This is a genomic window from Nonomuraea sp. K271 (assembly GCF_009908215.1).
Taxonomy (GTDB): Bacteria; Actinomycetota; Actinomycetes; order Streptosporangiales; family Streptosporangiaceae; genus Nonomuraea; species Nonomuraea longispora.
In genome coordinates, this window is the sequence record NZ_JAAAHR010000238.1 from 1 (window position 1) to 11,064 (window position 11,064).

Annotated in this window: 15 protein-coding genes; 8 read left to right on the top strand and 7 right to left on the bottom strand. The window is 62.1% G+C overall.

The window, feature by feature from the left end; genetic code table 11:
• Positions 1-357 precede the first annotated feature (357 nt).
• The 4 genes from GUY59_RS43600 to GUY59_RS43615 all read right to left on the bottom strand — a co-directional run bounded on the left by GUY59_RS43600 (position 358) and on the right by GUY59_RS43615 (position 5,240).
• On the bottom strand, positions 358-1,056 hold the full coding sequence (locus GUY59_RS43600) for a hypothetical protein (RefSeq protein WP_138208045.1): 699 nt from the start codon (positions 1,054-1,056) through the stop codon (positions 358-360).
• A complete protein-coding gene (locus tag GUY59_RS43605; RefSeq protein ID WP_138208046.1) occupies positions 1,056-3,629 on the bottom strand; it encodes a S1 family peptidase in 2,574 nt (857 codons plus the stop codon). Before GUY59_RS43605 ends, GUY59_RS43600 begins: the two co-directional genes overlap by 1 nt.
• A gap of 2 nt (positions 3,630-3,631) precedes the next feature.
• Positions 3,632-4,012, bottom strand: a complete 381-nt coding sequence (locus tag GUY59_RS43610) for a CU044_2847 family protein (RefSeq protein WP_138208047.1) — start codon at positions 4,010-4,012, stop codon at positions 3,632-3,634.
• A 499-nt stretch (positions 4,013-4,511) separates the two neighbouring features.
• Positions 4,512-5,240, bottom strand: coding sequence for an XRE family transcriptional regulator (locus tag GUY59_RS43615; protein ID WP_138208048.1), 729 nt, complete (start codon positions 5,238-5,240; stop codon positions 4,512-4,514).
• A gap of 153 nt (positions 5,241-5,393) precedes the next feature.
• Here GUY59_RS43615 and GUY59_RS43620 point away from each other — a divergent pair, with 153 nt between their 5' ends.
• The 3 genes from GUY59_RS43620 (at position 5,394) to GUY59_RS43630 (ending at position 6,852) form a co-directional block, all read left to right on the top strand.
• Complete coding sequence (locus GUY59_RS43620; RefSeq protein WP_138208049.1) at positions 5,394-5,747, top strand: hypothetical protein; 354 nt, start codon at positions 5,394-5,396, stop codon at positions 5,745-5,747.
• Positions 5,731-6,201 (top strand): GntR family transcriptional regulator, encoded by a 471-nt coding sequence (locus tag GUY59_RS51100; RefSeq protein WP_138208050.1) that lies wholly within the window; start codon positions 5,731-5,733, stop codon positions 6,199-6,201. Before GUY59_RS43620 ends, GUY59_RS51100 begins: the two co-directional genes overlap by 17 nt.
• A gap of 84 nt (positions 6,202-6,285) precedes the next feature.
• Positions 6,286-6,852 carry an HD domain-containing protein gene (locus GUY59_RS43630; RefSeq protein WP_252375221.1) on the top strand — a complete coding sequence of 189 codons (567 nt, stop codon included), beginning with the start codon at positions 6,286-6,288 and terminating at the stop codon, positions 6,850-6,852.
• Here GUY59_RS43630 and GUY59_RS43635 read toward each other — a convergent pair.
• Positions 6,820-7,296: an NUDIX hydrolase gene (locus GUY59_RS43635; protein WP_138208058.1), complete on the bottom strand. Its 477-nt coding sequence runs from the start codon at positions 7,294-7,296 to the stop codon at positions 6,820-6,822. The genes GUY59_RS43630 and GUY59_RS43635 overlap by 33 nt on opposite strands.
• A gap of 2 nt (positions 7,297-7,298) precedes the next feature.
• The gene (locus GUY59_RS43640) at positions 7,299-8,039 is read right to left on the bottom strand and encodes a helix-turn-helix domain-containing protein (protein WP_138208051.1); all 741 of its coding nucleotides are present in this window, start codon (positions 8,037-8,039) and stop codon (positions 7,299-7,301) included.
• A gap of 152 nt (positions 8,040-8,191) precedes the next feature.
• Here GUY59_RS43640 and GUY59_RS43645 point away from each other — a divergent pair, with 152 nt between their 5' ends.
• Positions 8,192-8,407, top strand: coding sequence for a hypothetical protein (locus GUY59_RS43645; RefSeq protein ID WP_138208052.1), 216 nt, complete (start codon positions 8,192-8,194; stop codon positions 8,405-8,407).
• Positions 8,404-8,595, top strand: a complete 192-nt coding sequence (locus GUY59_RS43650; RefSeq protein ID WP_138208053.1) for a hypothetical protein — start codon at positions 8,404-8,406, stop codon at positions 8,593-8,595. The genes GUY59_RS43645 and GUY59_RS43650 overlap by 4 nt, the downstream gene beginning before the upstream one ends.
• Here GUY59_RS43650 and GUY59_RS43655 read toward each other — a convergent pair.
• Complete coding sequence (locus GUY59_RS43655) at positions 8,555-8,929, bottom strand: winged helix-turn-helix domain-containing protein (protein ID WP_138208054.1); 375 nt, start codon at positions 8,927-8,929, stop codon at positions 8,555-8,557. The genes GUY59_RS43650 and GUY59_RS43655 overlap by 41 nt on opposite strands.
• A 110-nt stretch (positions 8,930-9,039) precedes the next feature.
• Between GUY59_RS43655 and GUY59_RS43660 the strand changes: the two genes are divergently transcribed.
• The 3 genes from GUY59_RS43660 to GUY59_RS43670 all read left to right on the top strand — a co-directional run.
• The gene (locus tag GUY59_RS43660) at positions 9,040-9,369 is read left to right on the top strand and encodes an SCO3933 family regulatory protein (RefSeq protein WP_171055603.1); all 330 of its coding nucleotides are present in this window, start codon (positions 9,040-9,042) and stop codon (positions 9,367-9,369) included.
• On the top strand, positions 9,362-10,690 hold the full coding sequence (locus tag GUY59_RS43665) for an FtsK/SpoIIIE domain-containing protein (RefSeq protein WP_138208055.1): 1,329 nt from the start codon (positions 9,362-9,364) through the stop codon (positions 10,688-10,690). Before GUY59_RS43660 ends, GUY59_RS43665 begins: the two co-directional genes overlap by 8 nt.
• A gap of 19 nt (positions 10,691-10,709) precedes the next feature.
• Positions 10,710-11,064: DUF2637 domain-containing protein (locus tag GUY59_RS43670; protein ID WP_161715027.1), on the top strand; the 355-nt coding region annotated here is incomplete at its 3' end.

Here is an 11,064-nt window from a genome sequence, read left to right on the forward strand (position 1 = left end):
CCCTCGGCCCGGTGCAACCGGCGGATCTCCGCCCAGTCCTCCACCTTGATCACCCTCCAGAGTGAACTGCACGAGGGGGTCAGATTTCGGCCGTCGCCATGGGGTCAGTATTCACGCGCCGTCGACAGATTTATACAGATGCATCAGCGCATAGGAAAATCGCTGCCAAGGTCAGCCGGCTTGGGCGGTGATCCATCTGATTATCGTAGACGAAAGACGAAGTGGGCATGTACGCATCCATCGAGTCTTTGACTCCTCCTAGGAACTACACGAGCCAAAACATGCTCGCTGCCTTCGTCCCGCAGCTGCGGTTATCACCGAGCGACGACCACACGAAATCTTAAACAAAAATGCAGCTCAATCGCCTGAATTGTATGCCGTAGATTTATCGACGCCGGTGGGCAGCTTGTGCTCAGCTGCGAGTCTCGCATCAAGGCGAAGTATAGCGTCAAGCAATACACGCATACATTGCTCAATTGCCTGCTGCGACTGCGTTTTCGCGGCAAGTTCGGTCCAAGCTGCCATTAGCGGCGACCACCACTTCTCAGCACTACGGAGTCTATTGGAAAACTTCCAAAAATTGTCCACTTTGAAATCGGCATTCAACAGCGTCTCTGGATGACGTTCAAGATGGTCAATGACCAGCAGGCTAGGATCATAATAGAGAGCCTCTCTGAGCCACTTTAAGCGCTCAAACCGGACTTGGTCAGCTCGCTCTTGCAGGGCAGCATTGAGTCCGTCTCTATCGACGGATAGCTCTACGCTCCCGACTAGATCTTTATAGAAACCATGTGGACAGGAGGCATATCCGCCCAGTTCGACGTTGATAGCGTCCTGCGCCGCAGATGCCTCATCTGCCTGCCATTGTGAAGCGATGTTGCAGCTGAGACTACGAACGTCCCTGCGTACACAGCTATCTCTACTCAACTGCGAGGCGCTCCCCGGCCTATATTTGATATCGAAGATAGCCTCAAAGTGTACACCTCGGGTTTTAGATGGCAGTAGAACGATATCAGGAAATGTTAGCTTTACCCACGGTCTACGGAACCAGGCCATCAGGAGTCAGTAGAACTATCTTCATCAGGCGGTGCTACTCTGACGATTTTTACTCTACGACTAGTATCGCTTAGAGGGTCTCGTCCCACTTTGCGACCGACTTCGCTGAAACGAGCCCCAAGCCCAAAGAGAGCCGCGATCGCCCCGTGCGCTTCGGCTGCAGAAGCTAGGTAATCCATCAAGCGGTTGTACAGATCATCGTCCGCGCTTGCTCTTTCTACTAGCGCCACAAGTGCATTCGCAGCACTTTCTATGCTCGCAGCGTCTCCCAATAGACTGCCAAGCATCCGCACGATGTTTTCTTCGTCAGCTTCCCGGGTTAGCAGCCAAGGGATTCCATTTACATCCGCGTCTATGATGGCAGTGAAGGCCAGTTTTGTTGATGTCGCACTGGTTCCAGCACGTATCCATTCGGTCATCGAGTTTAGAAACCAATCACGTAGACCAGCACTCCTCATGGCCGATGAGAACGAGTCCAGAATCTCAGTATGCGACTTCACAGTAGAACCATGCGCATCAGCTACACGCCGGAGGCGTCGCAGTGCTATAACCCGTCGATCACTTTCCAAAAGTCTGCTACTTACTTTGATTACGACGAAATGCATTTCGGGCTTGTCAGCCCAATCATAGAGTAGGCGCTCGCATCGGCGACGCATATGGGTATCCAAGGTTGCGGCGTACAGAACATTGGCAAGTAGCTCGTGTTGCGCTCGCTCCGCAGCGAGTTTCGCAAGGTCCTGTCTGATAAAATCGACATCTTGATGACGACGTACGAGATCCGAGATCCACTCAGCCGCCAAGTTCTCTCGGATAGTGGAGTCAGCTGCAAGATCGAGCAACCAACGTACTAGTGGGCGACGGACCTTAGTATAGTTATCCCATACATATCTAACTATGCCTTCAGCGAAGCCGGGGCGTTTCAAGCTGACGATCTCACTTGGGCTTATTGAAGCGCCAATTCCATTTATCCGGCCCCTTAGTCCTGGGCCGGCGAAAGCTTGATCCGGCGCTCCAGGAAGCTCGGATGGCTTTTTGTTCTGAAGCGCGGCAATAAGTCGTTCAGAGTCACGTTCTAGTTGCGCAAAACGTACTGACTTCTCGCAGGCGAGAGCGACAAGCAGACATCGGTCTTCGAATGAAAGCCGCCTAAGCGTGGTTCCATCTTTTTCTGTATAATGGTGTGGCGGTATATCCGAATTTTCTTCACCGAAGATAACGTCCAACTTCTCACGGTGATCGTCCAATCGACTACCAATGCGCTTGCCTAGATCTTCGACCGATTCTTTCTCATCACGCGAAGCCGCTATGCTTACGATGTCTTGTAGTGCGTACTGGGCCTGTACTGCGTTCATGCCTTCGAGGTGTGGTTCCACCTCCTGCATTTTCAGCACCGGAAGCAGTTCAGGTGCCTGTACAGCGATATAGCTCCGAATCAAAATAAGAGAGTCCACACCATCATTTAGGGATATCACACGTAGGTTTGAGTGAGAATGCTTAGATTTCCCGCGCCATAGTTGCTCAGCTATAGTTATTACGAGCCTTGTTCTTGCACCCTTGAACCACTGCGCAAGGACATTGAGGTCGTTGATGAACTCACTGGAAGGCGTATCATGCTCTGGATCTCTTAGATCTAGTATGTAAGCTCGTCGAGTCTTTAGAGGCAACGACTTTGCGGTAGGCTTATCCCAATCTCCAGGATCCAAGCGTATGGGAAGAATATCCTTCGGTAGTTCTTGAGCCAGCACCTGCTCAGCGAAGGTAGTTGCTCCCACGCCTGGTGACGCTGAAATGACTAGGATATCTCCATCGCTTACGGACTGTGCCGCGGTTTCCCATTGACTGGCCCACTTGTCCGGCTTGACAAAACACTTATCGAGCAGAAGCGCCTCTCGATCAATTGGTGTCTCTGTCAGCCACAGAGCCTTATCGCTCGATATTGGAGGGATCTCTACACAGGGAACCTCAACTAGATCAACCAGTAGAGGTTTCAGATCTTCTATTCGAGAGATCCATATTCTTCCTTGGGACCATCCATCGGCGCTGTTGTAACGCTGGCTAAGGACGCCAATAACAGCACCGTCGGTGATGCGTATTATGGGACTTCCGCTCATCCCGCGTTCAACGCCATCCGCCCGCCCTCGCGCCAAAAGCGTTCCGTCCGCTGTCGATGCACATCCCTCCCATTCCCCTATTGTCGGTAGGTACCGATGCTGGACCGACACATAACCCTCTCTAAGGGTGGCAAACCCGACTATCTGGAATGAAGTGCCAGCCGACTGCTGATCGGAGTAGGACAGGAGAGCCACGTCTTTCAAGGGGGAAGTAATGGCTCGCAATAGTGCTAGATCGTGAGCTTGATCTAGCCTTTCAACAGTAGCTGTAAATACTTCATCGCTCCCGATGGGACTGAAATGAACAAGTCTCCCTATCTCTTCTGCGCCGATAGCCGCAAGCACATGGCTTGCAGTGATTAGAAACCCATCCCCTACCTGGAAACAAGATCCAGCAGGTTTTTCATCCGCCCCACGGATCGTTCCAAGGAATCCAAGCTGCTTGACCGGTATTTCTTGCATACCTATGAATTTCCTCCCTCTCGAGCCGCAGTTGTAGCTAGCACATCCTCGTCAGGCGAAGGCTGCGTGGCACCATAAACAACTTTGACTGTAAGTGAGGCTTCCGCTGACGCGCTAGCCAGAATGATATTTCCTTGAGCTGAGAACTTGATGCCGAACTGTATTTCTATCTGATCAGGCTTCCGAGAGTGCTGTGCGACTCGATCTTTTATCTCCAGCGCCGAAACCGCCATCTGGCCTATTACCTCTTGCGCGCGTCCAAACATCTCCTTGGTGCGCGCTAGTTGATCATTCAGTGAAGAGGTTGGCTCGCTGCCTGGTTCAGCTACGGTCTCCACGAGGACTTCGACTTGGCCTAGCGTCATCGGAACGAGCTGCTGCATGCAGGCCCCCATCTGCCATTTCGTTACGCGAGGGCCAGCTCGTGGCTTACACTCGCAGCTTTGCATGCGGGAGAGTCTCGGAGATTCCAAGTGAATCACATGAACGACGTTGCCGCTATGGACAAGGTTGAGATCATCTATGGATTGGTTTAGGCGCGCCGATAAGAGTATTTAGGCGTGCGCGTAAACTGTGATAGCCCAGCAGCCATAAGGGGAGTTCATAACATGGGGCGAAGTGTCTAGCGGTGTCCTGGTCGAGCTTCGTAGTGACCGGGTTTAACGGCTTAGGCCTATGCTAGATGGCTTTATCAATCTTCATGGATAGCCTCCACACGTGGCCTGTTCAGGCGTGGGCGGTGCTGGCCGCGACCGGCCGGAGAGCCGCAGCGTGGCCAGCGACCGCCCAAACGTGGCAGACCGCCGCAGGCGGGCTGCCCTTGATGACGTGGAGAGAAGTTGCTTTCTGGCCTGCCCGTAGCTGTGTCTGTTGAGGTTTGAGCTACTTGTCGTAGGGCCGGGCGCTGTTCCAGATCCGGTTGAAGCTGGTGATGTAGGTGGTTGCGGGGCCTTGGTCGTCGGTCCGGGTGAGGTGCATGACGGGGGCGTTGGCTGCTGGTGTGCCGTAGGCGTGGGCGTTGACGAGCAGTTGGTTGTCGGCGCGGCAGATGGAGTTGTACAGGACCGTGCGATGTAGCCGGGTCTCCACGCCGTCGACGTTCACGAGTGGCCGGTACAGCATCAGGGCGTTCTTGATCCGGGCTGTCATCACTTCGGCACCGATGCCCTCGTCGGTCCCTCGTGCGGCGACTTCCGGCCCATCGGGGTCCCCCAGGAGGATGCGCACTTTGACGCCGGCCTCAGCTCGCTTCATGAGGGTGTTAAGGACGGCTGCGTCTTCGGCGAGGAATAGGGCGCTGTAGGCGAGGATGTCGATCTCCTCGCGCGCTTTGTCGAAGTGGTTGCGCCAGACGGTCTGGGGGACGGTCCAGCGGTGGGGGTAGATCGCTTGGATGCCGTTGGCGAGTGCTTGGTGGCGTGGTGCTGTTTCGGGCCAGAGGTCGGCTTCGTTGACGTGGAGGAGGTCGGCGATGGCCCAGCGGTGGCGGGGGTAGGGGACGCGTCCCTGTAGCCATCGGGTGACGGTTTTGGGGTCGACGGCGAGGGCGGCGGCGACGTCGGTGGTGTTGAGCCGGGCGGCGGCCAGTGCGTAGCGGAGGTTGTTGTTCATGACCGGTCTGCTCCTCTCGCAGAACGACCCTGCTCTGCGACGTTAGCATCAGACGTCCCTAGACGTCCCTAAGTTGTGGTGTTCCCGCCCCCGCCTGCGGGGCGAACCTCGACGCACACGAGGAACCCACGCAGGACGTCAGGGAGGCACAAGGTGCAGACGAGCAAGTCCATCAGGGAACAGCAACGCATCTACGCGGAGCGGCTGCTGGTCGCGCTGGGCGAGCAACTGGCCGTGCGGGGCGTCACGCATGTGCTGGTGATCACGCAGAATGGGCGGCCGGCCTTGGACGTGACCGACAGCCGGTGCCGGATGCGGCGAGTGTTCGTGCACCTGCCCTTCTGCTGGTTCTACTGGGGCGATCAGCACGACGAGCGAGTGTCGTTCCTGCAAATGGCCCCTGCGGTGGACCGGATCGAACAGGCCGCGCGCGAAGGGTGGCGGGAGGGCGAGCAGGGTGACCTGTCCGTCGATCTGAACAAGATGCTTGATGCCTACCGCGGCTGACCTGGTGGCGGAGGGGCGGTGGCTGACCGGCGGGCGGGTCTATACCCAGGTCGCTGATCGGCTGCGTGAGCGGATCCGGGCGGGTGAGTTCGCGCCGGGCGCTGTGCTGCCGTCAGAGGCGGAGCTGTGCCGGGTGTTCGGGGTGGCGCGGAACACGGTACGGCGTGGCCTGGCCCTCCTGGAGGAGGAGGGCTTGCTGGTCACGGTCCCGTCCAAGGGGCGGGTGGTGGCCGGGGACGGCCCGACCGCCTCGTACCGGTATCAGATGATCGCCGGACGGTTGCGTGAGCAGATCGAGCGCGGGGACCTCGCGCCCGGCGCGGCGCTGCCCAGTGAGACGGAGTTGCAGCGGCAGTTCGGGGTGTCGCGGACCACCGTGCGGCAGGCGCTGGCCGTGCTGGAGGTCGAAGGCCTGGTGGTGGTGGAGCATGGCCGGGGGCGGTTCGTCCGGTAGGGAACGCCGGTGAAGAAGGACGTCCCAGGACGTCTAGCCTTGCCCTCTGCTCCGCTTATGTCACTGATGCCTATCGTGAGCCCCGTGGGACATAGCGAATGGGCATATGCCCTGGCCAAAGACCTGCTGGAGACAACGTTGCCCCGGCGCTGGGCACACACCCAGGGGGTCGCCGAGCAAGCCGAATCCCTGGCCCCGATCCTCGGTGCGGACGCTGACACGCTGCTGGCGGCCTGCCTCCTGCATGACATCGGCTACGCGCCGGACCTGGTCGACACCGGCATGCATCAGCTCGACGGCGCCCGCTACCTCCGCAACGTGGCCGGGGCGGACGAGCGGTTGTGCCGCCTGGTCGCGTACCACTCGTGCGCGGACAACGAGGCCCGGCAGCGGGACCTGTTCGACGTGCTGGCCAAGGAGTTCGACCAGGAACGGCCCGATCTCGCGCGGGCGCTGACGTACTGCGACATGACCACCGATCCGGACGGCCGGCACCTGGATGTGCTCGATCGGCTGGCCGAGATCCACGCCCGGTACGGGCCTGAGCATGTGGTGAGCCGGTCGATCACCGACGCGACGCCGTGCATCGTGTCGTCGGTGCGGTCGGTGGAGGCCGCGCTATCCGATGTGCGGCAGGCCGACACCGGCTAGGTAGTGCTCGATCCGCATCCGCATCGACCGGTCCATCGGCAGCGACGTGACCTTGTCCCGGGGCACCCAGTGGACTTCTCGGGACTCCTCGCTCGGGGTCGGCTGGCCGCCGGTGGCGCGGGCGGTCAGGACGATGGAGAACTCTTGGCGGGCCTCGCCGTTGCTGGTGTAGAGGATGACGTGGCGGGGGTCGCTGTAGGTGCCGACCAGGCCGGTGATCTCACACGTAACCCCGGTCTCCTCAAGCGTCTCCCGAACTGCCGCCGCAGGGATGGACTCCCCCAGGTCGATCGCTCCCCCGGGCACGGCCCAGTTGTCGTTGTCGGCGCGGCGGATCATCAGCAGGTCGCCGGCCGTGTTGGTGACGATGACGTTGACGGACGGGACCAAGCTGTTCGGGGCGGGTGCGTCGGGGTCGTCGTAAAAGTCGATGCGCTTGGCCACGGTCACGCCTCCACCGGGACGGCCCCGGCCCAGATCTTTTCGAAGCTGTCGGCGTAGGTGGTGACCATCTCGCCGCCGGCCACTCTGCGCAGGTGCAGGACGGGGGCGTTGCCGGCGCGGGTGCCGTACACGTGCATGTTGACCAGATAGTCGTCGTCGGCCTGGTAGATCGAGTTGTACAGGATCGTCTGGTGCAGCCGGATCTCGAAGTTGTCCAGGCCGAACAGCGGCCGGTAAAAGACCAGGGCGCTGCGGATCTGTGCGGCCATGCTGTCCCCGACGCCCTCGTCGGCTCCGCGCTGGGCGACTTGGGCGCAGTCGGGGTCGCCGAGCAGGATCCGCACCCGCACTCCCGCCCGCGCTTTCTCGCCGAGCAGGCGGACCATGGCGGCGTCGTCGGCCAGGAACAGGCCGCTGTAGACCAGGACGCCGATGTCCTCGGACGCGGCGGTGAACAGACGTCCCCACGCGTCCCGGGGCACGGCCCAGCGGTGCGGGTAGATCGCCAGCACTTCGCTCTCAGAAGCGGCGACCACCTGTTCACGGGAGAGGGCCTGCGGCCACAGGTACGTCTCGTCCACGCCCAGGTAGGAAGCGGTGGCAAAGCGGTGCTTACGGTACGGCTCGCGGCCCTTGGTGATCCACCGTTCGATGGTCTTGGGATCGACCTCGATCGCCTCGGCCAGGTCCGCGACGCTCACGCCCTTTTGCAACAGGGCCGCGCGTAGCCGTTCGTTCGCCATTTCACCTGCTCCCAAGGACGTCCGGGGACCTGGCCATCGTAGGCCGGACGTCTTGAACATGTCCCGTCGTGTAGTGATCTCGTCCTGACGTTGCGTCGCATCCTCGGTTGCACAACGCCACAACGGCACCAACCGAAGGAGGGGATGCAGCCATGAACAACGAGATCACCATCCCGGGCGAGACGCCCTCGTGCGAGTGCGGCAACGCCCTGGGACACGGCCAGGTCCGATGCTCCAAGTGCCTGGCCCGCAACCGGTGGGCGCGCAAAGAGCGGGCCCGCAACCGGCGCAACCGGCGACGCTCGGAGAACCGGCGTCCTCCGCGCGCCCCTCGCGGGCTGGCGCAGGCGGGGGTGACCTGGTCATGACCGCGATTGCGCTGATCGTCGCCGGAGTGCTCGGCGTCGCCCTGCTCGTGGGGTACGTGGCGGTGCTGGTCGGCATCCGCCGGGAGGACAAGCGGCTCAGTCTGCGTCAGGCGCCTGATGGGGCGGCGGCGTCGCTGGCCCGCAAGGTCACCGGCTGCTACGCCCGGGGCGGCGTGTCGTGGACGTAGCCAACTGCTCCTCCACCTTGGCCAGCCGGTCCGACAGGTCTTGTACGGCGGCGCGCAGTTCGGCCACCTCGCCGGCGGTGTCGCCGCCGGCCGGTGGGGGTTGCTCGGTGGTGTCGCGGACGAACACGCCTTTGCCCTGCTGGCCGATCACCAGGCCCTCGGTGCGCAGGACGCCGACGGCGAGCTTCACCACCGACAGGGACGCGTCGTACTGCTCGGCGAGCCGGGTGGTGGACGGCAGCGGAGTGCCGGGCGCGAGGGAGCCGCCGCGGATCTGCGCGCGCAGGTCGTCGGCGATCTGGAGGTAGCCGGGGCGTCCGGTGTTTTTGACCATCGCCCTTCTATCTCACCACGAATGTTCGACCTGGCCAACCGAGGGAACATTGACAACCGAGCCAACTAGGTTAACTATGTTGCTCACGACGAAAGAGGAGGTCACCGCCCATGCGTTCCGTCCCAATCCCCGTGGATGTCAGCAAGCTCGCCATCACCTGCGTCAAAGCACCCCGCCCCAGAGTGCTCAACCGCGACACCGGCGAGATCAAGACCGACAAGAACGGCAACACCGTCTACGAAGTCACCGTCTCCGTCGAAGACGAGTTCGGCCGCATCGAACTCGTCAAGATCGGCATCACCGGCGAACCACCCATCACCATCGGCGACCAGATCAACGCCGTGGACCTGCTCGGCTACGTCTGGGAGATCGCCGGCCGATGGGGCATCGCCTACCGCGCCAACGCCCTGCTCCCGGTACGGGAGGCCGCCGATGCGTGACGCGCTCGAAGTACTCGCAGTCCCCGCAGTCCTGGCCGCCCTCGCGGCCGGGCTGTGGGCCTGGCGCCGCTACCACTACCGCTCGTTCTGGCTCGCGGTCGGCTTCCCGCTCATCGCCTTGTCCGTGCGGGCGTCCTGGCGGCGGGTGGCGCTGGGGTGCGGGCTGACCAAGAAGCGGCAACGCTGGTGGTTCACCACCGTCCCCGGCGCGATCGCCTCCACCGGCCTGGTCAAAGTCCGCCGCCGCTTCCAACGGGTCGCCGTCGACACCAAACCGTTCATGTGGCTGCCCCTGCCGACCCGGCACGGCTGGCGCGTCACCCTGCACACCCTCGAAGGGCAAACGCCCGGCGACTACACCGACGCCGCCGAACGCCTGGCCCACTCCTGGGGCGTGCACGCCGTACGCGTCTCCTCACCCCGGCCCGGCCGGGTCGTGCTCATGGCTACCATGCGCGACCCACTGGTCAAAGTCGACCAGCTCCCGCCGTCATTTGATCTGCTCAAGGTCACCGTGGGACGGCTGGAAACCGGCCGGCCGTGGGTGATCGACTTCCGTACGGTGCCGCACTGGCTCAACGCGGGCGCGACCCAGTCCGGCAAGTCGAACCTGGCCAACGCCTTGATTGTCGGCCTGGCGCCGCAGCCGGTGGCGCTGGTCGGCTTCGACCTCAAAGGCGGGGTGGAGTTCACCCCGTACGCGCCCCGGTTGTCGGCGCTGGCCACCTCGCGGGCGGAGTCCGTCGACCTGCTGTGCGACCTGGTCGGCTTGATGATCGACCGGATGGGGCTGTGCCGTCAGGCCGCCGCGCGCAACATCTGGCAACTCCCGCCCGCCATCCGCCCCGTCCCGGTCGTGGTTCTGGTCGACGAACTGGCCGAGCTGTATCTGATGGCGGATAAGTCCGAGAAGGACGAGATCGCCAAAACCTCCACCGCGCTGCTGCGGGTGGCGCAGCTCGGGCGGGCGTTCGGCATCTACCTGTTCTGCTGCGGTCAACGGATCGGCTCCGACCTCGGTCCCGGCGTCACCGCTCTGCGGGCGCAGTGCTCGGGCCGGATCTGCCACCGGGTCAACGACCCGGAGACCGCGACCATGACGCTCGGCGACCTCGACCCCGCCGCGCTTGTCTCCGCGCGGGCCATCGCCGCTGAGACACCCGGCGTCGCGATCGTCGCCGGACAGGACGGCCAGTGGTATCGCGCCCGCTCCTTCTACGTCACCGAAGCCACCGCCGAGCACGCCGCCCGTATCCACGCCCACCTCACCCCGGCCTGGGACGAGATCACCGCCCACCTACCTCAACCCGTCACCGCCTGAACCCATGAAGGGAGGAACGATGCGACGCTTCGCCTGCCGACTGCTCGACACCGGCCCGGTCCTGGTCCTGGCCGCCATCGCGGGTGCCGGATCGTTCACCCACATCCGCGACACCGCCACCCAGCACGGCCAGACCGGCTGGATGTCCTGGGCCGTCGCCGTCTGCATCGACCTGACCTGCGTCATGGCCGCCCGCGAACGCCAACGCGACAAGAAGCACCACCGCACCCGGCGCGGCCCCCTCTCCTGGCCCGTCCTCGTCCTGACCGGCGGCATCGCCCTGTCCCTGGCCGCCAACCTCGCCCAAGCCACACCGACCGTCTGGGGCTGGATCACCGCCGCCACCCCGGCCGCCGCCTTCCTCATCTCCATCT